Annotated in this window: 22 protein-coding genes; 4 read left to right on the top strand and 18 right to left on the bottom strand. The window is 36.0% G+C overall.

The features are described 5' to 3' along the window. Nucleotides 1-140: 140 nt before the first annotated feature. The 5 genes from GHI93_RS07805 to rpsB all read right to left on the bottom strand — a co-directional run bounded on the left by GHI93_RS07805 (nucleotide 141) and on the right by rpsB (nucleotide 6,477). Nucleotides 141-1,148, bottom strand: coding sequence for a LacI family DNA-binding transcriptional regulator (locus GHI93_RS07805; protein ID WP_153496489.1), 1,008 nt, complete (start codon nucleotides 1,146-1,148; stop codon nucleotides 141-143). 33 nt (nucleotides 1,149-1,181) lie between these two features. Further along, on the bottom strand, nucleotides 1,182-2,525 hold the full coding sequence (locus tag GHI93_RS07800) for an MATE family efflux transporter (protein ID WP_153496488.1): 1,344 nt from the start codon (nucleotides 2,523-2,525) through the stop codon (nucleotides 1,182-1,184). Between the two features lie 116 nt (nucleotides 2,526-2,641). Next, a complete protein-coding gene (gene ezrA / locus GHI93_RS07795; RefSeq protein ID WP_153496487.1) occupies nucleotides 2,642-4,375 on the bottom strand; it encodes a septation ring formation regulator EzrA in 1,734 nt (577 codons plus the stop codon). Between the two features lie 176 nt (nucleotides 4,376-4,551). Further along, nucleotides 4,552-5,577, bottom strand: a complete 1,026-nt coding sequence (tsf, locus tag GHI93_RS07790; RefSeq protein WP_153496486.1) for a translation elongation factor Ts — start codon at nucleotides 5,575-5,577, stop codon at nucleotides 4,552-4,554. Nucleotides 5,578-5,712: 135 nt separating this feature from the next. Then, the gene (rpsB, locus tag GHI93_RS07785) at nucleotides 5,713-6,477 is read right to left on the bottom strand and encodes a 30S ribosomal protein S2 (protein WP_153496485.1); all 765 of its coding nucleotides are present in this window, start codon (nucleotides 6,475-6,477) and stop codon (nucleotides 5,713-5,715) included. 288 nt (nucleotides 6,478-6,765) lie between these two features. Here rpsB and GHI93_RS07780 point away from each other — a divergent pair, with 288 nt between their 5' ends. Continuing rightward, nucleotides 6,766-7,788 (top strand): lactonase family protein, encoded by a 1,023-nt coding sequence (locus GHI93_RS07780; protein ID WP_153496484.1) that lies wholly within the window; start codon nucleotides 6,766-6,768, stop codon nucleotides 7,786-7,788. Nucleotides 7,789-7,985: 197 nt separating this feature from the next. Continuing rightward, nucleotides 7,986-10,679, top strand: a complete 2,694-nt coding sequence (gene adhE / locus GHI93_RS07775; RefSeq protein ID WP_153496483.1) for a bifunctional acetaldehyde-CoA/alcohol dehydrogenase — start codon at nucleotides 7,986-7,988, stop codon at nucleotides 10,677-10,679. 127 nt (nucleotides 10,680-10,806) lie between these two features. On the opposite strand, the gene GHI93_RS07770 is transcribed toward adhE, so the two are convergent. The 13 genes from GHI93_RS07770 to GHI93_RS07710 all read right to left on the bottom strand — a co-directional run bounded on the left by GHI93_RS07770 (nucleotide 10,807) and on the right by GHI93_RS07710 (nucleotide 24,649). After that, nucleotides 10,807-12,093 (bottom strand): MATE family efflux transporter, encoded by a 1,287-nt coding sequence (locus tag GHI93_RS07770; protein WP_153496482.1) that lies wholly within the window; start codon nucleotides 12,091-12,093, stop codon nucleotides 10,807-10,809. Further along, complete coding sequence (locus GHI93_RS07765; RefSeq protein WP_153496481.1) at nucleotides 12,090-13,385, bottom strand: MFS transporter; 1,296 nt, start codon at nucleotides 13,383-13,385, stop codon at nucleotides 12,090-12,092. The genes GHI93_RS07770 and GHI93_RS07765 overlap by 4 nt, the downstream gene beginning before the upstream one ends. Nucleotides 13,386-13,433: 48 nt before the next feature. Then, entirely contained in the window at nucleotides 13,434-14,156 is a 723-nt protein-coding gene (locus tag GHI93_RS07760) for an ABC transporter permease (RefSeq protein WP_153496480.1), read from the bottom strand. Between the two features lies 1 nt (nucleotide 14,157). Further along, complete coding sequence (locus GHI93_RS07755; RefSeq protein ID WP_153496479.1) at nucleotides 14,158-15,009, bottom strand: ABC transporter ATP-binding protein; 852 nt, start codon at nucleotides 15,007-15,009, stop codon at nucleotides 14,158-14,160. Nucleotides 15,010-15,816: 807 nt separating this feature from the next. Beyond that, nucleotides 15,817-16,392, bottom strand: coding sequence for an ATP-binding cassette domain-containing protein (locus GHI93_RS07750; RefSeq protein ID WP_343030344.1), 576 nt, complete (start codon nucleotides 16,390-16,392; stop codon nucleotides 15,817-15,819). Between the two features lie 65 nt (nucleotides 16,393-16,457). Next, nucleotides 16,458-17,429 carry an ABC transporter transmembrane domain-containing protein gene (locus GHI93_RS07745; RefSeq protein WP_153496477.1) on the bottom strand — a complete coding sequence of 324 codons (972 nt, stop codon included), beginning with the start codon at nucleotides 17,427-17,429 and terminating at the stop codon, nucleotides 16,458-16,460. Next, nucleotides 17,422-18,726, bottom strand: coding sequence for a radical SAM/SPASM domain-containing protein (locus GHI93_RS07740; protein ID WP_153496476.1), 1,305 nt, complete (start codon nucleotides 18,724-18,726; stop codon nucleotides 17,422-17,424). The genes GHI93_RS07745 and GHI93_RS07740 overlap by 8 nt, the downstream gene beginning before the upstream one ends. Nucleotides 18,727-18,854: 128 nt before the next feature. After that, nucleotides 18,855-19,712 (bottom strand): Rgg/GadR/MutR family transcriptional regulator, encoded by an 858-nt coding sequence (locus GHI93_RS07735; protein WP_153496475.1) that lies wholly within the window; start codon nucleotides 19,710-19,712, stop codon nucleotides 18,855-18,857. A 116-nt stretch (nucleotides 19,713-19,828) separates the two neighbouring features. Further along, nucleotides 19,829-20,872 carry a SepM family pheromone-processing serine protease gene (locus GHI93_RS07730; protein ID WP_153496474.1) on the bottom strand — a complete coding sequence of 348 codons (1,044 nt, stop codon included), beginning with the start codon at nucleotides 20,870-20,872 and terminating at the stop codon, nucleotides 19,829-19,831. Further along, nucleotides 20,869-21,387 carry a pantetheine-phosphate adenylyltransferase gene (coaD, locus tag GHI93_RS07725; protein WP_153496473.1) on the bottom strand — a complete coding sequence of 173 codons (519 nt, stop codon included), beginning with the start codon at nucleotides 21,385-21,387 and terminating at the stop codon, nucleotides 20,869-20,871. Before coaD ends, GHI93_RS07730 begins: the two co-directional genes overlap by 4 nt. A gap of 46 nt (nucleotides 21,388-21,433) precedes the next feature. Then, entirely contained in the window at nucleotides 21,434-21,973 is a 540-nt protein-coding gene (rsmD, locus tag GHI93_RS07720) for a 16S rRNA (guanine(966)-N(2))-methyltransferase RsmD (protein ID WP_170272418.1), read from the bottom strand. Between the two features lie 170 nt (nucleotides 21,974-22,143). Continuing rightward, complete coding sequence (locus tag GHI93_RS07715) at nucleotides 22,144-23,364, bottom strand: MDR family MFS transporter (RefSeq protein WP_153496471.1); 1,221 nt, start codon at nucleotides 23,362-23,364, stop codon at nucleotides 22,144-22,146. 37 nt (nucleotides 23,365-23,401) lie between these two features. Then, nucleotides 23,402-24,649 (bottom strand): MDR family MFS transporter, encoded by a 1,248-nt coding sequence (locus tag GHI93_RS07710; protein ID WP_153496470.1) that lies wholly within the window; start codon nucleotides 24,647-24,649, stop codon nucleotides 23,402-23,404. 157 nt (nucleotides 24,650-24,806) lie between these two features. Between GHI93_RS07710 and GHI93_RS07705 the strand changes: the two genes are divergently transcribed. Both GHI93_RS07705 and GHI93_RS07700 read left to right on the top strand, forming a co-directional pair. Beyond that, nucleotides 24,807-25,286 carry an RNA polymerase sigma factor gene (locus tag GHI93_RS07705; protein WP_343030341.1) on the top strand — a complete coding sequence of 160 codons (480 nt, stop codon included), beginning with the start codon at nucleotides 24,807-24,809 and terminating at the stop codon, nucleotides 25,284-25,286. Between the two features lie 24 nt (nucleotides 25,287-25,310). Then, on the top strand, nucleotides 25,311-26,405 hold the full coding sequence (locus tag GHI93_RS07700) for an anti sigma factor C-terminal domain-containing protein (protein WP_153496469.1): 1,095 nt from the start codon (nucleotides 25,311-25,313) through the stop codon (nucleotides 26,403-26,405). The last annotated feature ends 7 nt before the right edge of the window (nucleotides 26,406-26,412 follow it).

The raw sequence follows: 26,412 nt of genomic DNA, 5'->3' as shown, positions 1-26,412 counted from the left end.
CGATTGTCAAGGATTTTATATGATCGAACTGACTTTTTTTCGCCCTCGTTCGGTTTCCCGAACAAGCAACTATATTAGTATACCAAACCTTTTCTTTCTTGTCAATTCTTAGCTACATCTTTTTTGTTTTTTTTGCGAGCTTATTTCTTTTTGATTGTACTTGAATCGCGAATGATGAGCTCTGATTGGAGCTGAATTTCAAATGCTGCATTTTCGTGATTTATTAATTTTACTAATGTTTCTACTGCTTTTTGACCTTTCAATGCGATATTTTGTCGAATTGTGGTGAGCTGTGGCCGGCTTGTACGAGCGTAGAGACTATCATCATATCCTACAATAATAATATCGTTTGGTACATTGATTCCACAATCTTGCATTTCTTGCATGGTTTCTGAGGCGATTTTGTCTGAACTGAAAAACAACGCATCATAAGCTTGCCATTGCTTTTGGATGATCCATTGTCTGATTTGAGTTGTTCTTATTTCAAAATCAGAAGAAAAGGCATGATACATCACATTTGGAAAGACTTGTTTTACACCTTTATAGCGCGCTAAATCAACCCCAAATGGCTTGGGGGCATCTGAAATAAATAAAATTTTCCTTTTTTCTATCAACTTTAAATAATTGGCCATTTGAAATCCACCATCAAAATCATCAGTGCTGATATTATAAAAATTTTCAGCATGAGTTGGTTTTTCTCCATCAATAAATAGTGTAGGGGTTTTGATTTCTTGTAAAATGGGCGCAACATCTGCTGCTTTGCTTTCAAGAATGATTAAACCATCTACTTTCCACGCTTTTGCAGTGGTTAGTGTTTCTATCGGAGTTTTGGCGCTTGACAACAACATATAATATCCTGCTGCTTTTAAAGTTTGCTCAATGCTCCCCACCAAACAGCCATGATAACCATCGTCTAATATGCTTTTACTTTCTCGATATTCGGTTGATAAAATGACGCCAATGAGTTGACTTTTGTGTCCTGCTAATGCTTTTCCTGCCATATTTGGGACGTAGCCATTTTCTGAAATGATTTGCTTCACATGTGCTAATTTTTCAGGTCGGATTTCTGTTGTCCTATTATGAAGAACGTTAGATACTGTTGTTGGGCTGACTCCTGCTTTTTTTGCGATTTCTTTGATTGTAATCATGTTTTTATTTTAACACATTTTATGCTTTTGCTTTCATTCTACAAGCGTGTTTAGCCACGTTCTTTTTTTCATTTTCCATAAACATAAGGCAACTCTGATAATTTCTTCAAATGAAATTGCAACAAACACCCAATAAATTGGAAGATGAAAAACAAAAGCGGATAATAAGCCAAGTGGAATCGCAAATCCCCACGCCCCAAAAATAGATTGATAAAGGACAAATTTCGTTTCTCCTCCTGCTGATAGTACTCCTGTGGTGATGATCATATTGGTTATTTTGATGGGGATAAAAATAACCATCATCAGCATTAAAGTTGTTGTTAAGCGATACGAAAACGCATCAAGTGAATAAAGTTTAAGATAAAAAGAATTAAAGAAAAGATAGACAACTCCAACAATGAGAGAGAGAATCGCTCCCAATCGTAAAATGTGCTGAGCCGTTTGATAGGCGTGTTGCTTTTCATTTTTTCCCAGGAGATGTCCAATCATGACCGAAGCCGCTGTTGCGAAACCTCCAAAAAATCCGATAATTAAACCTTGAACTGGATTCATGATTGTAACAGCAATAGTCTGCTTTGTCCCCATAAAGCCATAGATGGAATTATCAACTGTGTCAGCTAAGATAAAACTCATTTCTTCAATAAGAAGAGGGAGAGTAAGTTTCCAAAATAGGAGGATTTCTTTATCTGTCTTAAAAAAAGTGAGCAATTGTTTTAAGGAATATGATCCGATGAGTTTTTTACCAAAAACAACACTTAATAATACGAGACACTCGATATATTGCGCAAGCGTCGTTGCAAGTCCTGATCCAAAAACACCTAACGCTGGTGCTCCGAAATTTCCAAAAATGAGAAGGTAATTTAGGAAAGCATTAAGTCCCACTGTTCCCATACCAATATACATGGGAAGTTGAACGATTTTTGCATTTCTTAAAATTGTTGAATAAACCATCGTGAATAAAACTGGCAAATAACCCAATGCAATCGCGCGATGATAGGTCGCACCTAATGCGATGACAGCTGGATCTGCTGTGAATAGGGACATACAGGCTGTTGGAAAAAACAAAGAAAGCATCATAAATAAGAGGACAAGTATTCCTCCTGAAAAGAGCGTGAGTCCTTGAATTTTAGCAATGTTTTTCTCGTTTCCTTTTCCTATCAACTGGGCACTGATGATTGCAAGTCCTCCGGTCAATCCCATGAGCGTAAAATTGAGAATGCTAAAATTTTTTGAAGCCAAACTGACAGCAACAACTGCGGCCTCCCCTTTTTGTGCAACCATAATTTGATCCAATATATTTAATAGAGCATAAAATAAACCTTGAATCGCGACTGGAATGGCGATAGAAAATAATTTTTTTAGAAAATCTGTTTCCATATTTTTTCCTTATCTTCTTACTGTTGCGCAACAGTAATGGGATAAATATAGTTTATACCCTTATTTCTTTTTTGTCAATCAAAAAATCGAATGATGACTCACTCGACATTTTTAACTTATCTATAATCTGGTTTTGGTTTATCTTTGAAATAAACTCTTGAAATCCGCTCTGCGGCACCTGGCTCTACCAATTCGAGGGTTTTCTTAATTTCGTCATAAGAAGCATTGTAGTTTTGATTTGCTTCAAAAAGATGAAGTGCTCTTGAAATCCCCACAGCAACGCGTTCATCGGTTGTTTTATAACGATTTGCATATTGCATGAGTTGTTCTGCTAAAATGGCATGGTCAACAAGATTGTCTGTTGCTTCTTTGAGAACGTGCATGTCTTCAGTAGAGACATCCACTAAATGATTAATTGTATCAATATTAATCCGGACTTTATTTAATTCTTTAAAAAGGCTTTGAATCCGATCTCCTGTCATGAAGAACAAATCGAGATAATCTTTAGGAAGTCCTGGGAGATTTTTCTTTTCAACATAGCGTTTGATGATTCTAAGCTCTGAATCAAATTGATCTGCGATTTCTTGAGCTGCTTTTTCTTCATCTTTTAATCCAATCAGTAAATTGCTGATTTTCAATTGATTTTTTTCAATATCTTCAAGGGTTTCAACGACCGCATTCACTTTTCTTGACAGTTGTGAATAAGGTGCTGTGTTATGTTCGATGTCTGAAAGAACGTGATTAACTTCTTCGTCGAGTGTATCCAAGTGTTCTTGGTAACCTCTGACATACCCTTTTTCATTTCCTGAGAGAATGTAAGATTGTGTCACATGATCAATCTCTAAAAGTAAATTTTTATTATTTTGACGGGTATGTTCAATGTATTCTTTTAAAACGCCAGAACGTTTTTCTACATTTCTTCTTGCCCCGTATTCTTTTTCAAAAACAGCATACAACTCTTCAATTTTTACTTGTGCTTGAGTAATTTCAAGCTCCACTTGTTCAAGTTCAAATTGTTCAAGGAGCCCTGCTGCGTGTTTGAGTGTTGAATTAATTTCAATCATTTTTTCATCAACATTGATGGTCGCAGGGAGTGCATAAGCTTCTTCTTTGAATTTATCGTAAGCTTCTTGGAGTTCAGAAATTTGTTTTGGAAGTTCTTTTTCGATTTTTTCAATATAACCTGGGATTTGCTCTGTGATTGATCGGAGCGCAATCGTATGTTCTTCTGCTGTTTCAAGGACTTCGGCAGCTTCGATAGGATCCCCAGTAGAGTTCAGCGTTACAAATTGTGAAAACTCTGTTTCGATGTTGTCGAGTTGTTTTTCAATTTCTGTGATTACAGCGCCATACTGTTCTGTATTATCGGTGATGTCATTGCGTAATGTTTCATATAAATCCAATGATTCTTGGATTTTATTTGAATTTCTTTTTTCTTGCTCCGTTAATTTGGCGATGCCATTTCGGATGGATTCTACTTCTGATTCCATGACTTCAATTTGACCTTCGCTGTCTGCGACGGATTCACGGGCACGGAAAAAATGGAAGGAATCGTTCAAATCTTCAGCTTCAAAGATATGATTTTCAAGGTCTGCAAATGAGTTAGAAGATAAATCAATCCATTTTTGATTCCATTCGCGGAAGATGGTTTGAGATTGTCCCACCAGATGCATTTTTTTGATTGCATCGATTTCTTCTTGAACAGGGAGATCAAAAAGGTGTTCTTTGCGTTCTTCAAGGTTCAAAATTCGATTTTCGGTCTTTTTACGCATGACCATTGCAAAAATATAGAAGCCAAGAAGAATGGCCACGAGTACAACAATCAGAATGATAATAAAAGTACTTGACATAGGTTACTCCAAATTTTTATTTCGCTTTATTAGTTTTGATTTTTATAGGTACAAAACCTCGTATATAATTATAGCACATAACGCTTGGAAAATATAGTTTTTTTATGATCTATTTTGTGCAAAAAAAAATTTCTGTCAGTACTGACAGAAATTTTTTAAGATTTGTATCGCGGTTATTACAATCCTGCTTGTGCAGCAACTTCTGCAGCAAAATCGTTTTCTGCTTTTTCAATTCCTTCACCGACTTCAAAACGTGCGAAACTTACAGCTTTAGCATTTTGACTTTCAAGATAAGCTTCTACAGTTTTGCTGTCATCCATGACGTAAAGTTGAGCAAGAAGTGTGTATTCTTGGTCCACTTTTGTGTTGTCAAGGAAGAAACGTGCCATTTTACCTGGAATAATCTTATCCCAGATTTTTTCTGGTTTTCCTTCTGCAGCGAGCTCTGCTTTGATGTCTTCATTTGCTTTTGCTACAACGGCATCAGTCAATTGAGCTTTTGATCCGTAAACAAGATGTGGCAATGGTGCTTTATCAACCATCGCACGGCTTTCGTTGTCAAGATCGATGTCGTGGTTCATTTTCGCTATTTCTTCGTGAACAAATGCGGGATCAAGTTCTGTATATGAAAGCACAGTAGGGTGCATTGCAGCGATATGCATTGACAATTGTTTCGCAATTGCTTCATCTGCGCCTTCAACAACTGAAATAACACCAATACGTCCTTGATTGTGTTGATAAATCCCAAAATGTTGATCGTCTGTTTTTTCAGCCAATGCAAAACGACGGAATGAAATTTTTTCTCCGATTGTTGCAGTAGCTTGGATAAAGGCTTGTTCAAGTGTTTCACCAGTTTTTGTCACAAGAGCAAGTGCAGCTTCATTATCTGCAGGTTTTTCGTTTGCAATCAATTCTGCGGTGTCTTTCACAAGGGCAACAAATTGATCATTTTTTGCAACGAAGTCTGTTTCTGAATTAATTTCGATGAGGGCTGCAACGTTTTTGTTAACTGCAATTCCTGTCAATCCTTCTGCAGTAACGCGATCAGCTTTTTTAGCTGCTTTTGCTGCACCTTTTTCGTGGAGCAGTTCTGCTGCTGCTTCCATGTTCCCATCTGTTTCAACAAGGGCTTTTTTTGCATCCATAACGCCTGCACCTGTTTTTTCGCGAAGTTCTTTTACCATTGCTGCTGTTACTGCCATGAGTGTGTTTCTCCTTTTATTTTAAAGTTTTGTCAGTACTGACAAAATTGTTTTTGTATAAAAAATAGGTAGAGGCGTAGGGCCTCCGCCTATTTTGATGATAATCAATTAATGAATTTCGACGCAACTGTCGAATTATTTTCCTTCAACGATTTCTGCAAGTTCTTCAAGTGATTCTTCTGATGCAGCTTCTTCAACTTGTTCTTCACCAGCATCTTCTCCTTGACGACCTTCGATGATAGCATCAGCCATTTTAGCTGTGATTAATTTAACCGCACGAATCGCATCGTCATTTGCAGGAATTACCACATCAATAGGTTCTGGATCTGCGTTAGTATCAACCATTGCTACAACAGGAATGCCAAGTGTTTGTGCTTCTTTAACGGCAATTTGTTCAGCATGTGGATCAACAATATACATCACATCTGGAATACGAGGCATATCTGCAATTCCACCGATGAATTTTTCAAGACGTTCGCGTTCTTTGTTCAAAAGAACAACTTCTTTTTTAGGAAGCACATCAAACACGCCATCTTCTTCCATTTTGTTGATTTCTTTAAGACGTGATACGCGGGTTTGGATTGTTTTCCAGTTGGTAAGCATTCCACCAAGCCAACGGTGATTAACGTAGTATTGACCAGCACGCAAAGCTTCGTCTTTAACTGCTTCTGCAGCTTGTTTTTTAGTCCCTACAAAAAGCACAATTGCTCCATCTTGAGCAGCAGCACGCATGTAATTGTAAGCATCATCAACGAGTTTTACTGTTTTTTGAAGGTCGATGACATGAATTCCATTACGTTCTGTGAAGATGTATGGTTTCATTTTAGGGTTCCAACGACGCGTTTGGTGACCAAAATGAACACCAGCTTCGAGAAGTTGTTTCATTGAAATAACTGACATATTAAATGTCTCCTTTTAAAATAGTTTTTCCTCTCTCTTGCATCATCCGCAACCGCAATACTTTTGTACACCACGATCTTGTCTGCAAAAGATGTGAAATCATTGGGTGTCACACACCACAACTCTATCATTATACACTGTTTTATTCGTTTTAGCAAGCTTTTTCTTTAAAAATGCTAGAGATTCTTTCAGACTTCATCAAAATTTGATTTTTATATGATAAAAAAATCCTGTAAGCGCTAATTTGTGGTAAAATATAAGCATAATACGATAAAAGGAAATAAACTTATGCTTGAAAAATTTTTAGTTGGTGGTTATACAAAGCGTGACTCTAAGGGAATTTATAGTTTCTTATTAGATACGGATAAAGAAGAGCTATTAGATCTTCAACTCGTAACGCAAATCAATGGTGCAACTTATTTGACTTTGGATCAAAAGCAACATCTTTATGCTGTTGCAACGGATAATGGACAAGGAGGTACCCGTGCATTCTTCTTTGATGGATCAATAGCAACTCCTTTAAATAGTGTAACTGCGCCAGGCGCATCCAATTGCTATGTTGCTGTAGATGAGGCCCGTGATTTGGTTTATGCGGCAAATTATCACCTTGGAGAAGTTCGAGTTTACAAGCGTAGCTCAGATGGTCAGATCATCCTTACTGACACGGTCAAACACGAGGATCATCATGGACCAAAACCTGAGCAAAAAGGCGCCCTTTGTCATTTTTCTAATCTCACACCAGATCAGCGTTTGGCGGTCTGTGATTTGGGAAATGACGCCGTTTATACTTACGCTGTCAGTACTGACGGAAAATTGTCGGACGAAAAAATCTACCAGTCCCGTGCAGGTTCGGGCGACCGTCACCTCGCATTTTCTCCTGACGGAAAATATGCTTATTTAGCCTGTGAATTGGACTCAACAGTTGAGGTGCTTGCCTATCAGGATGGTACATTTTCACTCTTGCAAAAAATAACCACCTTGCCAGATCAGCACACCGGATTCAATGGTGTTGCAGCGATTCGCTTGAGTGCTGATGGAAAATTTTTGTATGTTTCAAATCGTGGGCATGATTCCATCATTACTTACACCGTGATAAACGATGGATCAGCTCTTGAAATTCAAGGGTGGACAGACACGAAGGGAAATATTCCACGTGATTTTAACTTTAATCACACAGAAGATTTTCTCATTGTTGCACATCAAGATTCTGACAATCTTAGTTTATTCAAACGCAACCCATCTACTGGTCAGTTGACACTGTTGCAAGATGATTTTTACGCCCCAGAAGGGACGTGTGTCCTTCCTATTTAATGAAATTAAAAAATCGTTGATTTTCAGCGATTTTTTTATCTTCTCATTCGTAAAAAATTTTAAATCATTTAGTCACAAAATCGTAATGATTTTTTTGTAAAATAAATCACATTATTTGTTGACATCTTCACAAAAATTTGTTAAACTATTCACATAGAAATAAGTGAATCAAATCACAAAAGGAGAATTTGCATCTTATGGCAAAAGAAAAAAGCACCCCAGCTGTTGAATTGACAGCTGAAGAAAAAAAGGCAAAAGCCGTTGCTTACACTGGCGAGCTCGTTAAAAAAGCACACGAAGCCGTCTTAAAATTCGAAGGATACACTCAAGCACAAGTGGATACCATCGTTGCAGCAATGGCGCTTGCCGCAAGCAAGCACTCTCTTCAATTGGCACATGAAGCGGTCAATGAAACAGGGCGCGGCGTTGTAGAAGATAAAGATACGAAAAATCACTTCGCATCTGAATCTGTCTATCATGCCATCAAAAACGACAAAACAGTCGGCGTTATTCGCGAAAACAAAGTGGCTGGATCTGTTGAAATCGCAAGTCCTTTGGGCGTTTTAGCTGGGATTGTCCCAACAACGAACCCTACATCAACTGCATTTTTCAAATCATTATTGGCAGCAAAAACACGCAATGCGATTGTCTTTGCTTTCCACCCACAAGCTCAAAAATGTTCTTCTCATGCGGCTCAAATCGTTTATGAAGCTGCACTTGAAGCAGGCGCACCTGAAAACTTCATTCAATGGATTGAAGTGCCAAGTCTTGAAATGACAACGGCATTGATTCAAAACCCTGGTATTGCAACGATCCTTGCAACTGGTGGTCCTGGAATGGTCAATGCCGCACTTAAATCTGGTAATCCTTCACTTGGTGTTGGTGCTGGTAACGGTGCTGTATTTATCGACGCAACCGCAAATGTTGATCGTGCTGTTGAAGATTTACTGCTTTCAAAACGTTTTGATAACGGGATGATTTGTGCGACTGAAAACTCTGCTGTTGTTGCAAGCGAAATTTACGATGAATTCATGAAGAAAATGCAAGAACAAGGTGCTTATCTTTTGCCTAAGAAAGATTACAAACCACTTGCTGACTTCGTCTTTGTTCAACGTCCTGATGGTTATGGGGTTACAGGTCCTGTTGCTGGACGTTCTGGTAAATGGATTGCTGAACAAGCTGGCGTTCATGTGCCAGAAGATAAAGATGTTATCCTCTTTGAATTAGATAAGAAAAATATTGGCGAAGCGCTTTCTTCTGAAAAACTTTCTCCACTGCTTTCTATTTACAAATCAGAATCTCGTGACGAAGGAATCGAAATCGTACGTGCACTTTTAGCTTATCAAGGTGCTGGTCACAATGCTGCGATCCAAATTGGTGCAATGGATGATCCATTTGTCAAAGAATACGGAATTAAAGTTGAAGCTTCACGTATCCTTGTTAACCAACCTGACTCAATCGGTGGGGTCGGAGATATCTATACAGATGCAATGCGTCCATCATTGACGCTCGGAACTGGTTCATGGGGGAAAAATTCACTTTCACACAATTTGAGTACATACGATCTATTGAATATTAAAACAGTGGCTAAACGTCGTAATCGCCCTCAATGGGTTCGTTTGCCAAAAGAAATCTACTACGAAAAAAATTCTATCAGCTATCTTCAAGAATTACCACACGTGCACAAAGCCTTTATCGTTGCTGACCCTGGTATGGTGAAATTTGGTTTTGTTGATAAAGTTTTAGAACAACTTGCAATTCGTCCAGAACAAGTAGAAACAAGCATTTATGGTTCTGTTCATCCTGACCCAACACTTTCTGAAGCAATCACTATCGCGCGTCAAATGAAACAATTTGAACCAGATACTGTCATCTGTCTTGGTGGTGGATCTGCACTTGATGCTGGTAAAATCGGTCGTTTGATTTATGAATATGATGCACGTGGTGAAGCAAACTTAGATGACGATGCTTCTTTGAAAGAACTTTTCCAAGAATTAGCTCAAAAATTCGTAGATATTCGTAAACGAATCATCAAATTCTACCACCCACACAAAGCTCAAATGGTTGCGATCCCTACTACTTCTGGTACTGGTTCTGAAGTGACACCATTTGCTGTCATTACTGACGACGAAACACACGTGAAATATCCACTTGCTGACTATCAATTGACACCACAAGTGGCCATTGTAGATCCTGAATTTGTTATGACTGTTCCAAGACGTACTGTTTCATGGTCAGGAATTGATGCACTTTCTCATGCGCTTGAATCTTATGTTTCTGTTATGGCTTCTGATTATACAAAACCAACTTCACTTCAAGCCATCAAGCTCATTTTTGAAAACTTGACTGCATCATACAACTACAATCCAAGTCAACCTACTAAAGAAGGACAAAAAGCGCGTGAAAACATGCACAACGCAGCTACTCTTGCAGGTATGGCCTTTGCCAATGCGTTCCTTGGAATTAATCACTCTTTGGCTCACAAAACAGGTGGAGAATTTGGATTGCCTCACGGTCTTGCGATTGCGATTGCAATGCCACATGTCATCAAATTTAATGCCGTATCAGGAAATGTAAAACGGACCCCTTATCCACGTTATGAAACTTATCGTGCACAAGAAGATTATGCTGAAATTTCACGCTTCATGGGATTTGCAACAAAAGCAGATTCTAACGAAGTGGCTGTGACAAATCTCATTGCTGAAATCAAGAAATTGACAGATTCCATTGACATCGACATCACTTTGACAGGAAATGGCGTTAAGAAAGATCATCTTGAACGTGAACTCGACAAACTTGCTGACCTCGTTTACGATGATCAATGCACACCAGCTAATCCTCGTCAACCAAGAATTGATGAAATCAAACAACTCTTGCGTGATCAACTTTAATCACACCTTATCACTTTACAATTTACGCTCTGCCTGTACCTCACTTGTCATTACTGATGAGTGAGGTATTTTTTGTCAGTACTGACAAAAAAAGCACGGTTTGATTTTTTGTCAGCACTGACAAAAATTAAATCGTGCGCTCTGCCATTATTTTGCGGTATTTTCTATAAAAAATCACACTTAAAATCAATAAACTGATCCCGTATAGGACATATAAAAAAGTGAAGTTCGTAGTAATAAAGATACAACTTAGCAAAAGAACTGTGAAAAGGATGACGTTAATCAGAAATGTACGATAAAGAACATATTTTTCCTGATTGATGGCTTGAAGCATGCCTTTGAGACTCTCATAAGTCACGAAAAAAAGTGAACAAATCAATGCAATGAGAAGATATTCTGAAAAATGACGCGAGAGTTTACTTGAAAAAAGAAGCGCAAAACGATTTCCATTGATGAAAATAAGGAGTGAAAAAACAAGATAAAAAGCGATTGAACTCAGCACACTCACACGAAAAACATGATGCATTTTGCGTTCATTTTTTTCTCCATACGCTTTTGAAACAAAAACCGTAATCGCATTTTCATACATGTATGTCGGCATTTTAACGAGATTTAGAAGTTGCAGACAAAGATTGTAAATCGCCAATATTTCCAATCCCTCCCGCGCCATCAACGCATCAAATATGAGAGTAAAAATAACACCTTCAAGAAGTTCTTGCCCTCCAAGTGGAATGGATTTTTGAATGAGTTGCTTAAGCGCTGTTGCTTTTTCACACAGTGCGGCTTTAATTTTTTGTCTGACAAAGAAAAATTGCAACGCAACGCTAACAAAAAGTGAGGAAATAGATGCAATACCTGCACCAATGATTCCCATTTGAAACATTCTGACCAAAAGAAGATTTAACAAAAGCTCAAATCCCATGGAAACGACTGAACTCACCATGATCAAACTGGTTTTATTTTCAATTTTAATGAGATTAGAGGATAAAAACAGCATTAAAGTAAGAAAAATATAAGGACTTTGTATGACAAGATAAAGATGCGTCAAATGAAGCAGTTGTCCAGAAAAACTGTACATTCCTCGTAAAAAAAGTGAGCCAAAAATAAGCGTTGCGCCCGCAAAAACAAGACCAACAAGACTATTGAGCAAAAGTGAGGATTTGAGGAGCTGCAAAAAACCACGTGTTTCACTTTTTCCAATGCGCTGTCCTCCTTCAATATTAAATGCAAGTGCAACCGTCCCTAAAATTCCGCCCAGTGCATAAAGTAGACTTGAAATGGTCGTAATGCCAGCCAAATTTTCAAGCGAGCGATTCACTGCAAGATAGAGAATCAGTTGATTCATCACAAGATTAAAATATTGATTGGCAATCAAAGGCAACGCAAAGCGTTGAATTTCCTTGATTTCTTTCATTTTTTCACTTCCACAATTGGACCCTTTCTAAATACAAAAATGACAATAATCAGGACACATAGGTTATTGAAAATCAGCGTGACATCTGCACCAAAATGTTCTGCCAAGATACCTGCAACCGTCACACCAAGAGAAATCGCAATGCTCCCCAAAAAACTACTCAAACTAAAAAATCGACTTTGAACGTCATGCGGCACTTGACTTTGATAATAGGACATGATCGGAACATTCACTAAAATCATGCTAAATCCCAATAGCAGCTGTAAAATCAAAAAAATTCCCAGAAAAATGAATTGATTTTTTCCTTCGAAAACCAACGAAAAAATCCCGATAAAAATTGATAAAAACGTGGTCATCTGAAGAGAGCGTGCTAAATGTCGCATCAGATCTAACCCTTTTTTTCTTGAAATCCATAAGCCAGAAAAAATAACGCCAAGCATAAAAGCAACTTCAACAAATCCAAAAAGTGAACTTGAAAGATGATATTTTTGAATTAAAATGCCAGGATTAATAATTTCACCGCAGTTGGCAACGAAAAAATTCAAACTTGCAGACATGATGATGAGTTTGAGCAGTTGAGGATTCTCACGAATGGGAATCAGACCTTCTTTCATTTGCTGGATGAATGTGGTACTCCCCCGCACTTTGTCACTGCTGACAGCGTCTTTGTCGCTGCTGAGATTATTTCTGTCAGTACTGACAGAAATAACTTCTGCTTCTAAGCGTGGTGTCGCACTCATCTTGAGCTGGCGCATCAGAAAAAATGCCACCAAATAACAACACGCTCCAATAATAAGCACGGTTTGAAATCCAAAAAACCCATAAATGACTGTTCCAATAATTGGTGCAGAAAATGTTGCCACATTGTCCAGCACACTTTGTATCCCATTATATTTTTGTAATTCAATTTTATTGACCAATTCTGTAAAAAGCACTTTTGATGAGATTTCAGAAATCTTAATCGCGATGCTAATCAAGGCAGCAAAAATACCAATGGTCAGTAATGACAAGGGATCAAAAGACAAAATGAAACCAGACAACAGCAGATCAATCACCGCTAAACTCAGGAGAACTGCTAAAATGACTTTTCGCTTTGAGCGCTGTTCGACCCAAACACCAATCAAAGGAGTTAAACATAAAGTAGGCAACATCGTCAGCGTGAAAAACACCCCTGAAATCGCAAGAGATCCGCGTAAATGCAGGATATACAAGGGTAAAACTATCGGAAACATCGTCGCTGGAAATTCTGAAAACATCCGCGAGCTGAATAAAAATTTAAGTCGTTTTGGCATTCTTTCTCCTGATCCTCCAGTTTCACGCGCATATCAGATCATTCTCATTTAATATCGTGAATTGATTCCATTCTTTTTTGCTCGATTATAGATATAACTAAAACTAGCCGTTCCTATAATCATATAGATAATCATTTGTAGAATAAGGAGTAGAAAAGTAGTCAATTCAAAGGGATTTTGGCTTACTTTTAAGCCAAGATTAATGGGTAAAACTTTGGTTAAAACAACCAAAACTGCTGGCATTTTGTCCAAAGAGATTAAAGTGCCTGACGCAAAAAGTAAGAGGTATTGTATGATTCCAACAAAGGAAGCAATTTTAGTGAATTTCAATGTTAGTCCTGAGAATATCATTGAAAACCCGACAATTGCAAAAAAATTAATGACTAAAGCGGCTAAAGAAACCCAACTCAAATTTATATGAATCTGATAGAAAAAACAGACAATGACCGTCGCAATCATTATTCTAATAAAATTAAAAATCCCCCAGACAATTGATTTAATAAACAAGATATGAATCAAACTAATCGGTTTTAAAATCAACTGCTCAAAAGTTCCTACCTGTTTTTCATAAGAAATCGATTCTGAAGCAACAGTCAAAACACCACTAAGTAAAAACCAAAAAGCATAGCCAATATAGCTCGAACTTGTAAAATGTTGTCCGAGAATCATAAAAACAGATAAAAGAATAACCATCATCACTAAACTTGAAATGAAATCTGGATAAAAGACTAAAGTTTCTCTTAGTTCTCGTTTAAATTCTGCTCTGAACATTTTACCCTCCTTTATAATAATCAATTAAAATTTCTTCTATTGATCGGTCATGTTTTTCGTAAGAGATAATTTTTTCGCCCTCTTCTATCAATTTTTTTAATTTTTCGTCTGCCAAATTTTCATCTGTAAGTTGATAACTGTCAGTATTCGTATTAATAAGATAATAAACAAGAGAATTTTCTTGAATAAAAGATTCATATTTTCCTAAAAATGAAATTTCCCCTTTGTTCAATAAGAGAACTCTATCGGCAAGGGATTTGATAACATCGGTTTGATGTGTGGTTAGGATAATTGTTTTATTATGTTCTTTTGACATTTTCTTGACCATATCCAGTAAGTCACGATTGGCTTTAAAATCCAGTCCTAAAGTCGGCTCATCTAAGAACAAAATTTTTGCATCATTAAGCAAGCTACAAATAATAGATAATTTTTGTTTCATTCCTCGTGAAAAGTTGAAAACGCGTTTGTTCGCTGCTTCCGCCAAGTCAAATTGTTCTAAAAGCTGTAAGATTTCTTGCTTTTTGATTTTTCGTTGGTAAAGTGCTGCGAAATATTCGATATTTTCAATCGCTGTTAGATAACCATAAGTATTTTCCGCATTTTCTAGGACTGCTGAGGTCATTTCATAGAGTTTCTGACCGTAAGTGGCGATAGCTTGCCCGTAGTAGTCAATTTCTCCGGAATCCTGTGCAAGAATATGAAGCAACATCTTAATCAATGTCGTTTTTCCTGCACCATTTTTTCCTAAGATAATAAAAATTTCTCCTTCATTGACAGAAAAAGAGATGTCTTTGATAATCGGATTATCTTCAAATGATTTTGAGAGATGACTAACTTTTATGATTTCTTTCATGATTTATCCTCAAAAATTTCTTTATGTTCCTCAAAGCATTTGTATTCTTCATCGAATATTCCAACAATTACAAATCTTTTCATGTATTCATTATACGCTTTTTTCTCTACTTTGTAAAAAATAAAAAGGACTGACACTGATGTGAACCCAAGAATATAGACTTTTCAAAAATGAAAGATTTTTTCTTATGACAAAATACTCCTTTGAGTTTAAACTTAAACTAGTCCAAAGATATCTTTCAGGGGGAGAAAAAAATACCTACCTACAGATAAATATTGCTACATCAAATACATCAACGAATATATTAAGGAATTTTTGGAAAATGACTTCAATCCAAAAGCAAAATACATTTATCCATAACAACTCAAATTCAATACCGTGTTAGAGAATTTAAAACACACATTTTATCTACCTTATAAAATTTAACTTCACAATAAAATTTCCTATTTTATGCGATTTACTGGTAAAGACGCTACTGATGAAAAAATCCTTAGGAGTTAGTTACTGACCTTAAAAAATCGACTTATAGCCTTGATCAGAACATCACTTTCAGGAAATGGTGTAGATAAAGCGTATCTTGAACATAAACCTAATAAATTCGCTGACCTTGTTAAAAAATACTCCGATAAATTTGTCAGAGTATTCTTTGGTTTTGAATCTTTAGTGAGTTGATGAATTAGTTAACCTTTCAAAATATAAAGTTTTTTTAACTCATTAACTTCGAGATAGTTTTAACATACATTACTAACTTGACAATTGTTCCCAATTGTGTGCAAACTCGATTTTAAAGTATCGGCTTTTTTATTTTTAATGATTTTCATACCAGTCCTCCTTTCCGATAGTAATGATATCATCATAACGACTTTCGTCGTCAATATGGTGAGCAACTTCAATGATTGTGACTCCATTTAAACTATAAATCAAGTCACGAATTTTTTTAGAATTTTTCTTATCCAACGATGCGGTTACTTCATCAACTAAGATTATGCTTTTACTTCTTAACAAAACACGAGCTAGTTCTAATCTAATTTTTTGTCCACCTGATAAATTTTCTCCATTATTTTGAATCAGGTAATCTAGATTCAGCTCTTCTAAATTAACTTTTTTTAACATATCTTTGAGAATTTTTTCTTCATAGTCTCGACCTAGGGTAAGATTGTACATTATGCTGCCATTAAAAACAAATGGTTCTTGGCTTACGAAACCTATATATCTCATTGGAATCTCTATTTTTTTCCCATTTTTAACAATAGAAATCTCTCCATAATCCATGGAAATTTCTTGACTTATCATTTTAAGTAGGGTGCTTTTGCCACTACCACTTTCTCCTGTTACTAAAACTTTACTCCCAAATGGTATTTTTTTATTGAAATTTTTAAATATCGTTTTATCTTCAAAATTTTTCGATAAGTTCGAGATATCTAGATAGTCAAATGTCTTATTTTCTTTTAAATTCCCTTTCCAACTTGAATTATCAGCAGTACCAATTTTAATACATAATAAATCAAATATTTTTTTCTAATATTTTTCATTTCTTGAACTTGTGTTAATGACATTAGAACTTGTTGTATGGGCTGCCCCATTTGTTGACTCGTTAGGTAAAGTGCAAGTAAAATTGAAAAGGATAGACCGTCTCCATTTGCAATTAAGAAAAGGCCTATCGCAAATGGAATCACTTGAATCACTCCCTTTAACAACATACTTAAGGAAAGAGCTATAAAAAGAAAAATATTTGAATAAAAAAGTACTTTTTCAGATTCTATTATCTTTTTATTTTCTAACACTAATGCAGAATCAACACTTTCATTATTAATAAGTGTTGTACGACCGTTAATCTCATCACTCGCTGCTGACAAAAGTTGCGCTCTTTTTTCTGATAGTTTTTTTCCCAAATCATTCAATTTGTGATTTAAAAGTGATTGGGGAATCGGCAATAGTATTGAACCGATTACAAATAATAGTCCCATTAGTCTATTTTGCGAAACCATATATATTAATGGAATGAAAAAAATGAGAAGGTAACTTGGAATATCCAACAATTGCATTAGATAACGATCAGAAAAGAGCTGCATATCATTGGTAAAGATAGAGATTTTTTCTGAATTTGAATACTTTGTTTTTTTTAGTACTAATACTTTCAATAACTTTTGCTTCATATTAGTTATCACACTATAAATAATTGTATCTTCCATGTAGTTTGCGAAAAAATAAGCGAACGATACATAAGCATATAAGAGCATACTTACAATACCAAATAAGAAGATATTATGGTTATTTGTTTTTCCTTGTATATTTGTTGCACTTTGCACAATCAGAGCTGTTGCAAGATTTAAGACAGAATTAGCTATAATCGACAGTACAAACAGTGCCATTTTTACTTTAGGAGCATAGTGAATAATTGTTTTTATTTCTTTAAACATCTAAAGTTACCTCTACCCAATCTTGATGAACAAATAGATTCAGACTTTTTTCAAAACTTTCCTTTGCTCTTTGACAAACTCTTTTCTGAGTTGCATGGTCATACAAAGTTATCTTAGGACAATATCCACCTTTACATATTGCAACAATTTCACAATTTATACAATCTTTTGGTATTTTTTCGATACTATGTATCCAAAGTTTTCTTCTTTTTTGTTCATCTAATGTATCTATATTGACATTTCCAAAAATATTCATGGAATTATAGAGCAAGACTGTACACGCCATAATCTTTCCTCTAACATCAAATGTATAATTGTTAGGATTAGTAGCGTAACAGGCATTAGAATTTTTTAGAAAGGGGAGGACTTCATATATTTTATACCCTTTTTCTATTGCTTCGTTAGAAAATTGATAACCGACATCACTCTTTAGCATTTCTATTGAATATTTTTCTGTTCGTTGTCCTTGTCCCCAATTTTCTACATTTCTATACATAAAATAAAACCGTGCGTCCGTTTTGAAAGGAATTCCTTCTAAGTCCATAAATCCTTGAACTTGGTTGAAATTCACTTTTGAAATATTGAAACGTAAAATAATTACAAAATCAAGTAGACTGGCTTTTGCTTCCAAAAGATTATTATAAATTCGTTCAAATGTACCTTTCCCATTTTTCATAACTCTCTGCTGGTCGTGACTTTCCTTTGTCCCATCTACGGTAATTTGGTATGTTGTACAATTACATTTCTCCACTAATACTTGAAATTTCCGTTTATCTAAAAGATAACCATTGGTTGTCATGTCGGCTATAAATTCAACTTCATATTGTATGGCTAGTTCTTGAAATTTATCGGAGAGGTAGAGAATTGTCTTATAACCCAAAAGGGGTTCTCCTCCAAACCATGAAGCACGTAATATTTTATAATTTCCATTTTTTAGTTTTTCTTTTGTAAATTTCACAATGTTATCCATTGTTTGTTGGGACATAAGTACATTTTCAAACTGTTCATAGCAATATAAACATCGAAAGTTACAATCTCCATGTGTCAAAATTGTAAGTCTTAAAAGTTCATCTTCTTCTGAAAAAATCTGCTTCATCATATTTGTATATTCATTTTCTTCTTCATAAAATCTATTTTGTGTCAGATAATCCTCAAATTCACAGGCAATTTTCTCATCATTAGAAATTTTATCTAAAAGTGCATTTGTTACTTTAATAGAGAAATTATTTTTCGTGTTAAGCATCACTTTTCCATCATCATATTTTCTCGTTACAACATAATTTGACAGTTTTTTCATCGAATTTCCCTCCTGATTTCATGTATACTTTCTTATTTTCAGCTAAAAAAATATAGCCATTATTTTATGGCTATATCATATCATTTTTAATTATCCTATAAATTTCTTTTGGAATATATGCCAAAGCCCTATAATTTTTCAATCTCTTCAAAAAGGACTTTTGCTTCTAGTGAATATCCATGATCTTCTAGGATTTGCGCGTGTTTTTTCATTTCTTCGATAGCACCTTTTTGTTTTTGTAATACTTTATAATGGGCTTTATGATATTCAAACAAGATTTTTTCATAGAAAAAATTGATACTTATTCCTATTTCATTTAAGTGATTGATATATTTAAAAGCTTGTATCAAATTTTCTCGACGTAACCAAGTATCAATAAGGTTTAAAAATATTCTTATTACGATTTGTTGATTGAGATGAATTGAGTGATAATAATTTGCTTTTCCTAAAATTTGAATTCCGTAATACTCTAGAGCATTATCATCAAAATGTCGAAGACAATTTCCAAAAATCCATAACTCATAGCGTCCCCATTCATCGACAGAATCAAGGTAGTTCATCAAGAAAGTAATGTCTTTTTTATAAGGTTTGGAATTTTGGACCATTGCTAAGTTGATTTTAACCACTATTTGATTAATCTGATAAAATTTATTATCAGGTTTCTGTTGGCATTTTTCTTTCCAAAAATCTTGAATTTCCTTTATTTCTTCAACATTTTTTTGCGCATAAGCAATGGCCAACTTGTGACGATAGCTGTATTCGTTAGATTGTTCATAGTCGTTATAAAGGTTTTGAAATTCGTCAAAATAGACATTTGAGTTTTCTAAGACGGTAAATAATTTACCCACAGTAATCTCTGTTTCGCCTTTTTCAAATTTTGCAAGTTGAGATTCTGAAAAAGAGCCTCCTGTCATTTCTTTTAATTTTAGATGTTTTGTTTTTCTTATGAAAGCAATAATTTTTCCAGTTTTTAAATTTTTTTCCATTTTAGTTTTCCTTTGCCATATATTCCAAATCTTTTAAATTATTTGATATTATTATACAACTTTGACAGAATCTTGTAAACTAGATGAAAAAAGGACTGACACGTGGTCAGTCGCTCTTATTTTTCTAAATAATCCAAGGCGTCAGTAATGGTTTTGACGGGGATAATTTTCATCTTTGTATTGAGTTTTTTAGCTGCGGCTTTGGCACCTAAATAGTTGTTGCTGCTTTCTTTTTTAGTGCCTGAATCAGGCACTAAGAAAACTTTTGCGCCTTCTTTACTCGCTGTAGCTACTTTTTTATCAACACCGCCGATTTGTCCGATGGTCCCATCTGAGTTGATTGTTCCTGTCCCTGCAATTTCACGTCCCGCTCTCAAATTTTTCCCTGTAATTTGACTGTAAATCTCTAGTGTAAACATCATCCCCGCACTTGGACCACCGATTGCACCTGCGTTAATCGTAACTTTCGGGTCAGTCACGACTTCTGTGTGATCCACTAGACTAATCCCAATTCCTGTTTTTCCTGTCGCAAGCTTTACATATTTTCCTTCAAAACGATGGGGCTTTCCATCGATTCGCTGAACCTTAATCGTCACAGGATCTCCGACTTTTTGACTTTGAATAAACTTCATCATTTCTTCGCTAGATTGAAACGTTTTTCCATTGACTTCATTGACGGTATCCGCGATTTGAAGTTTGCCATTAAACGTCGAATTTTTTGCAATTTCAAGGACATAAACACCATCATATTTTAGCTCATACGGCATTTTTGCCTGCTTAAATGCTTGATAAATCGCAGTGTTTTGTGCGGTTTGCATGTAAAATTGATTGACTAAATCGTATTGTTTACTACTCATATTTCCCATCAAATCTTGTGCACTGTAAACTGTCGCAAATGGATTAAAATGAGCATAAATCATCATCGCCAAGTTCGCACGCGCAATCTCAACGGTCGTTAAAAAGAAATTTCCTTTATGCGTATCTTTTTTTCCGTCGATATGAACCATCGCATTGACCGATTCTGTCGTTCCAGGAACTTCGATATAATGATTAGTTGGGACGATCAAAGCAATCACAGCAATAATCGGAAGTCCAATCAAAAGCAGGCGTTTGAGGAATTTATTTTTCTTTTGTGGAATTTCAGTTTTTTCTTTTTTCATTTTTTTCTCACATTAAATTTATTTTTTTCAGAGAGCAGTGCGATTTCGCGGGCAACATTTTCAGGAACCCATTGACTCACGTCTTGTTTGTATGCGGTCAACTCTCGCATTCGTGTTGAGTTAATTGGTTCTAACTCTGGTTTTGCCAAGAAAATGACGGTTTCGATTCCAGTCATTTCAAAGTTGAAATACCACATGTTTTTCTCATATTCTAAATCTGTCGCGTTTCTGATGGCGCGAACCAGTGCTGTCACACCCAGTTTTTGAGCGATATGGACAGTCAAATCAGCATCGTGAGTAATGACAGTGACATTTTTTAATTCTGTCAGTACTGACAAGGTTTCTCGAATCATTTTGACACGATGTTCTGTCGAAAAAAGAGGATTTTTTTGATCATTTTTAAAAATCCCTACATAAAGTGTATCAAATTGTGCTGCTGCGCGTCTAATAATATCCAAATGTCCATTTGTTAATGGATCAAAAGTTCCCGTGTAAAGTCCTATTTTTTCTGTCATTACTTTTTCTTTCTTAATTTACTGACAGAATTTCTGTCAGTAAAAATCAAAATTCATATATTGAAATTTTAGAAATTCCGTAAGTCTTTTGTCTGGTCAGCTCTAATTTCCCAATGTGGTCAGGAAGTTCAACTCCCTTGTCTGTTTCACAGACGACAACTACATTTTCTGTCAATCGTTTTTTATCTTGCAAAAGTTCTAAGTTTTCAACAATTTGTTCTTTAGCATAAGGTGGATCTAAGAGGACTAAATCAAAAGTCTCTGATACGTTTGATAAGACTCGTTCTGCTGACATTTTTAAGAGTTGAAATTTTTCAGGTTCTTTGGTCATCTTGATATTTTCCAAAATGACTTGTTGAGCTGCTCTGTCTTTTTCAACAAGAAGGGCATGATCCATTCCCCTTGAAATGGCTTCAATCGCCAAACTGCCTGACCCTGCAAATAAATCAAGAACTCGCCCCCCTTCAAAATAAGGACCAATCATATTAAAAATGGCGCCCTTAACTTTATCGGTGGTTGGTCTTGTTGTTTTTCCTGCCAATGTTTTCAGCGGTCTTCCGCCATAATTTCCTGAAACTACTCTCATGAAAATAATTATATCACAAAATTTCAAATGGAGAGCCTAATCTCCCTGTAATCCTTGGTCTAATCGTTCTGTCAGTGAAAATTTTCTTATTATTTTACTGACAAAAAAATAAGTTTCTCAAATCAGAATTTCATTCTAACCTTTGAATCTTATTTTTACCTCTATTTAACTCATGAATGACTTTCATACATCCGAATCGCTCGGAGTGAAGGAAGCACACCTAATACAATAATGAAAAACATGAACAGGGTCATTCCAATATTTCCATAAAGACTTGAGAGGGACACAAGGATTCCTGACAAGACCGAAGCGATAGGCTGAGTCACTGAAAAAGCGCCTGTATAAGTCCCGACTTGCTCGCCATCCATCAAATCCGCACGAAGGGCTTGAGAAAATGGAACTAGAATCATCTCCCCAACTGTATTCACAAGTGCTGCAAAAATCTCCCAAGTCAAATCACGCCCAAGAAAAGCAATCATAAAACCCAGCCCTTGCAAAATAATTCCAATCGCAATTCCACTGCTTCGTGACCAATTTTTGGTTAATTTATTGACTCTCCCCATAAACAGTACGATGACCAAGGTATTGACCATTAGGAAAATTGTCAGCATCCGTTGTCCATAAACTTCAACGCCCAAAATCCTTGCTGTTCTAAAACTGTCACTCAAATGGACTGGAAGATAATAATCCATTTGATTGAAAATCATCGCAATGAAAATCGAAGCAAACAAATAATACATGAAAATACGGTCCTTAGCGACGGTGAAATAGGCTTTAATAATGTTTGATTCTTGCTTATGCTGCTGAGTATCTGGATTGAAAGATTCATCAATCCAAAAAATCACAACCAAACAACTCATGATTTCTTCAATTGTGATGGCTAAAAGTAACCAGACCAAATAATCTCGGAAAAACCAGCCTGAAAGTCCTGAACCAATCATGATTCCAAAGTTGATAATCCAGTATTGAATACTATAAACGACTCGCCGATTTTCGCTGGTTGTCAAATCTACAATCATCGCTTGGCTTGCGGTGTTAAAAAAGCCAAAACCAAAATTGATAATAAGAAATCCTAAAAAAGTGACCCAAGGATTGAAGAAAAAAGAGGAGTTTGCAAAGGTTGCTAAAGCTCCACCAAGGCCAGTAATGGCAGTTGAAAAGATCATCACAGGTCTTCGTCCCTGAACGTCAGACAAATGACCAGCATAAAGCCCAACCAAAAAAACCATAACGGAACTAATGATTAAAAGTAATCCCGTGATTCCTGCTCCCATATATTTATTGTAGTAGATAGTCATTGAGCCACCCACTGTACTAAAGCAAAGTGTCCCAAAAAAATTCATGATTAAACGAATTTTAAGTGTTGGATGTAATCCAAAAAAATCTTTCATTTTATTTCTTTCTGTTTTTATCTTTGTTGGTTAGTTGTTAGTGAAGGAAGGTTTCTTGATGTCTATTTACAGCAATAATCACTAAAATAATTGCCAAAATTTCTGTCAATGCTAACACCAGAGACACTCCCGTCGCTTTGATGATCGGTGAAATCGAAACAAGTAAACCTGCAAGAATCGAGGCGATTGGCATTCTGATTGCCCCCAAACCATTATAAGCACCAATCTTTTCTGGATTCATCAAATCTGCCCCTAAAGTTTGAACACTTGGTGTATAAACAATTTCTCCTAAAGTATAGATGATCCCTGCAATGAAAATCGGGGTGAATGTCGTTGTCAAAAAAGAAAAAATCATCCCCATTGCCATAAATAGACTTCCCAAAATAAACCCTTTTTTGTGAGACCAGTCTTTGGTCAATCGATTGAGGGTGGTCATTAATAAGACCACTAAAACACAGGCTAAAATTAAATAAATCGTAAGCATCCGTTGCCCATAGATTTCAAAACCAAAAAAAGTGATGGTTTTAAAACTATTTGATAAATGAACAGGTAAAAAGCTGTCAAATTGCATGATAATCATCGTTGTCAAAATATTTGCAAGGATAAAAATAACGTATGTTTTATCAGAAAGTACCATTTTATAACTTTCAAAGACACTTTCTTTCTTTTTGTCAGTACTGACAAAAAGAGAAGATTTGATCTTTTGGGGATAAAAACTTTCTGTCAGCATGAAAAAAACGATCAAAAGTGTCACAACCATCGTGAAAACTAAAATGAGCAATAAAACAAAGAAAGCTGGTTTAAAAAGCCAAGCTCCGAGTGCTGCGCCAATAATGACCGAAAGATTTTGTGCCCAATAATTAAGCATAAAAACAGTTTTCCGATTTTCTGGCGTAGAATCGTCAATAATCATCGCCGATCCTGCAGTGACATCAAAATTAAAACCAAATGAAATCAAGAGAAACCCGAGAAACGTCAACCACGGATTGGCATGACCTGGAACATTTGCCAAAAGCGCACCCACACTTCCCAGCACTTGAATGCTCGTTCCCCAAATCATCACGGGTTTTCTTCCAAACTTGTCCGCCCAAAATCCTGCAAGAAGGCCTGAAACGAACGTCGCCACACTAGAGATTGCAAGAAAAATACCTGTGATTGTTGCGCCGAGATGCTGATTATAGTAAATCGTCATTGAAGAAAAAACGGTCCCATAACTAAATGAGGCCAAAAATACAATCAAAATCCTAATCTGAATGTTCCGCTTTAAACTCCAAAACGCTTTCATTTTTACCTTAAACTCTTCTATTCTCTTTATTTACCTTTCATTGTATCACAAATGATGTACAAAAACGAGATGCGCTGTACTAAAAAAAATTCTTTTGTTAAAATAAGGTGTAACCAAAGTTGGGACTTATTTGTTATATAAGTGAAAGGAGGAAAAAGTGAACATCAAAGATTATGAGCAAGACGTCACTCACTATGCTGTAGAAGTCACGAAGTACCTCGTTTCACGTGGAGCATCGCCTTTTGATGCCGAGGATACGATTGTGACACTGCTGGATTTGGACGTGCTGATAGAGCCACGAAAATTACGTGCGTTCATGTATCGTGTGGCTATCCGAAATTATATCAATCATTATCGGCGTGCGGGCAAATATGCGCAGATTATTGAGGAAATGGGACGTGGTTTGTCAGAATTTGCCGAGAAAAAACGCACGATTGATCTGTCAGAACTTTTGACAAAATTGTCAAAAAATGATGAGACACTTTTGACGGCTTATTATTATGAAAATCTGTCCGTCAAAGAAATTGCGCAGAAAACTGGCTTTTCCGTCAGTAAAATCAAGGTTTCTCTCTACCGCGCACGCAAAAAATTAAAGAAAATTTTGGAAGAGGAAGATGTTGATGATTGGAAAATTTAAAAACAAAGAGAAAAAGGTGTTAAAATGAAAATTATTATTCCCTACTTAATCCTATCAGCCCTGATTTTTGGGATTTATTGGCTGATTAAAAAAATTGTGAAACGTTTTAGAAAAACGCGCGAATCAGCAGATTTGGAGAAAAATTTTAAACAAGTGGCTAGAAAAGCTCGGATGAAACGCATCTTTTTGCCTGTTTATCTGACACTGACAGCGCTCGTGGTCGTTTTTGGGATTGTCATGCAGATTAACAGTGCGCAGATGGAAAAATTATATTTCAAGACATATGATTTGGCGGTAGATTTTGTGGATATTCAAGCACCAAATGTGGGATATAACAGCGCTTATATCAATGATTATGGCGTTTTTACCTCCAATCTACATCTCGATACATACAAAAATATTGATGGTTATCATGTAACGTGGAAGCCTCTCGATTTTCCTTTTGGCACGCTTTCGATGTATATGAGCCATGAAAATTATGATATGTACGCCTCACCGCAAATCACGAGTAACGGCTATTATACGCAAAAAGATAATCAAAAAATCGCCACGTTTTTCCAGACAAAGGTTAATTTTAAGAGCAAAGATTACTATGGACTGCAGCCGACGCACGAAGCTTCAACCTTTAAAAATCAGCCCAATGAGCTGGCAGAAATCGCTGTGACTTTCAAAGAACCGCTGACTTATGCACAAATCCAAGCGCTTGTTCCGAAAAATCTGCTGATTAACTGGTACTGGATAGGATTGTCTGATTCTAAAAATCTGGACGCTGCATATAATCTGGATTATTTCGGCTTAAATTCAGACTCGAAAACGTTTGATAATGGAAATGCCAACCAACCAACGGGAAAATTATCTGCATCTTCTTACAAGACTTTTGTCAAAGATGTCAACAACTGGCCAACGGAGCAAACCTCATCCACAGGTGAATTTAATCCACTCAAAGATGCACGTAAACAAATCAAAAAGTATCCAACGCTTGCAAGCGCAAAATTCTCTGGTGTCATTTTGACAGGACAGACGAAAAATTTCGGAACACTTGATGATGAACCTTGGGTTTTTGCGACAAATGTCGGATTGACAACGCCGATTGTGCCTTATGTGAAACCACTTAAATAAGAAAGTA

The organism is Lactococcus hircilactis (assembly GCF_009601015.1).
GTDB lineage: Bacteria > Bacillota > Bacilli > Lactobacillales > Streptococcaceae > Lactococcus > Lactococcus hircilactis.
The sequence above is the reverse complement of the archived record's forward strand: the minus strand, read 5'-3'. Positions and strand labels throughout refer to the sequence as shown.

Excerpts from the sequence above, each read along its gene's own strand:
- GHI93_RS07805 (WP_153496489.1), bottom strand. The coding sequence starts at position 1,148 with ATGATTACAATCAAAGAAATCGCAAAAAAAGCAGGAGTCAGCCCAACA.
- GHI93_RS07800 (WP_153496488.1), bottom strand. The coding sequence starts at position 2,525 with ATGGAAACAGATTTTCTAAAAAAATTATTTTCTATCGCCATTCCAGTC.
- ezrA (WP_153496487.1), bottom strand. The coding sequence starts at position 4,375 with ATGTCAAGTACTTTTATTATCATTCTGATTGTTGTACTCGTGGCCATT.
- tsf (WP_153496486.1), bottom strand. The coding sequence starts at position 5,577 with ATGGCAGTAACAGCAGCAATGGTAAAAGAACTTCGCGAAAAAACAGGT.
- rpsB (WP_153496485.1), bottom strand. The coding sequence starts at position 6,477 with ATGTCAGTTATTTCAATGAAACAACTTCTCGAAGCTGGTGTTCATTTT.
- GHI93_RS07780 (WP_153496484.1), top strand. The coding sequence starts at position 6,766 with ATGCTTGAAAAATTTTTAGTTGGTGGTTATACAAAGCGTGACTCTAAG.
- adhE (WP_153496483.1), top strand. The coding sequence starts at position 7,986 with ATGGCAAAAGAAAAAAGCACCCCAGCTGTTGAATTGACAGCTGAAGAA.
- GHI93_RS07770 (WP_153496482.1), bottom strand. The coding sequence starts at position 12,093 with ATGAAAGAAATCAAGGAAATTCAACGCTTTGCGTTGCCTTTGATTGCC.
- GHI93_RS07765 (WP_153496481.1), bottom strand. The coding sequence starts at position 13,385 with ATGCCAAAACGACTTAAATTTTTATTCAGCTCGCGGATGTTTTCAGAA.
- GHI93_RS07760 (WP_153496480.1), bottom strand. The coding sequence starts at position 14,156 with ATGTTCAGAGCAGAATTTAAACGAGAACTAAGAGAAACTTTAGTCTTT.
- GHI93_RS07755 (WP_153496479.1), bottom strand. The coding sequence starts at position 15,009 with ATGAAAGAAATCATAAAAGTTAGTCATCTCTCAAAATCATTTGAAGAT.
- GHI93_RS07745 (WP_153496477.1), bottom strand. The coding sequence starts at position 17,429 with ATGTTTAAAGAAATAAAAACAATTATTCACTATGCTCCTAAAGTAAAA.
- GHI93_RS07740 (WP_153496476.1), bottom strand. The coding sequence starts at position 18,726 with ATGAAAAAACTGTCAAATTATGTTGTAACGAGAAAATATGATGATGGA.
- GHI93_RS07735 (WP_153496475.1), bottom strand. The coding sequence starts at position 19,712 with ATGGAAAAAAATTTAAAAACTGGAAAAATTATTGCTTTCATAAGAAAA.
- GHI93_RS07730 (WP_153496474.1), bottom strand. The coding sequence starts at position 20,872 with ATGAAAAAAGAAAAAACTGAAATTCCACAAAAGAAAAATAAATTCCTC.
- coaD (WP_153496473.1), bottom strand. The coding sequence starts at position 21,387 with ATGACAGAAAAAATAGGACTTTACACGGGAACTTTTGATCCATTAACA.
- rsmD (WP_170272418.1), bottom strand. The coding sequence starts at position 21,973 with ATGAGAGTAGTTTCAGGAAATTATGGCGGAAGACCGCTGAAAACATTG.
- GHI93_RS07715 (WP_153496471.1), bottom strand. The coding sequence starts at position 23,364 with ATGAAAGATTTTTTTGGATTACATCCAACACTTAAAATTCGTTTAATC.
- GHI93_RS07710 (WP_153496470.1), bottom strand. The coding sequence starts at position 24,649 with ATGAAAGCGTTTTGGAGTTTAAAGCGGAACATTCAGATTAGGATTTTG.
- GHI93_RS07700 (WP_153496469.1), top strand. The coding sequence starts at position 25,311 with ATGAAAATTATTATTCCCTACTTAATCCTATCAGCCCTGATTTTTGGG.